Genomic DNA, 207 nt, shown 5'->3' with positions numbered 1-207 from the left:
TGCCTCCCGTAGGAGTCTGGGCCGTGTCTCAGTCCCAGTGTGGCTGATCTTCCTCTCAGAACAGCTAGAGATCGTCGCCTTGGTGAGCCTTTACCTCACCAACAAGCTAATCTCACTTGGGCCTCTCTTCAGGTAGGAGCTAAAAGCCCCCTTTGGTCCGTAGACGTTATGCGGTATTAGCAGTCGTTTCCAACTGTTATCCCCCTC

The 207-nt window shown here is 53.6% G+C and carries 1 rRNA gene; it reads right to left on the bottom strand.

From position 1 onward, the window contains the following. Positions 1-207, bottom strand: a 16S ribosomal RNA gene (locus ACXAGC_RS20550); the annotation flags it as partial.

The sequence above is a fragment of the Alteromonas sp. AWJ4_197 genome, assembly GCF_056160285.1.
The sequence above is the reverse complement of the archived record's forward strand: the minus strand, read 5'-3'. Positions and strand labels throughout refer to the sequence as shown.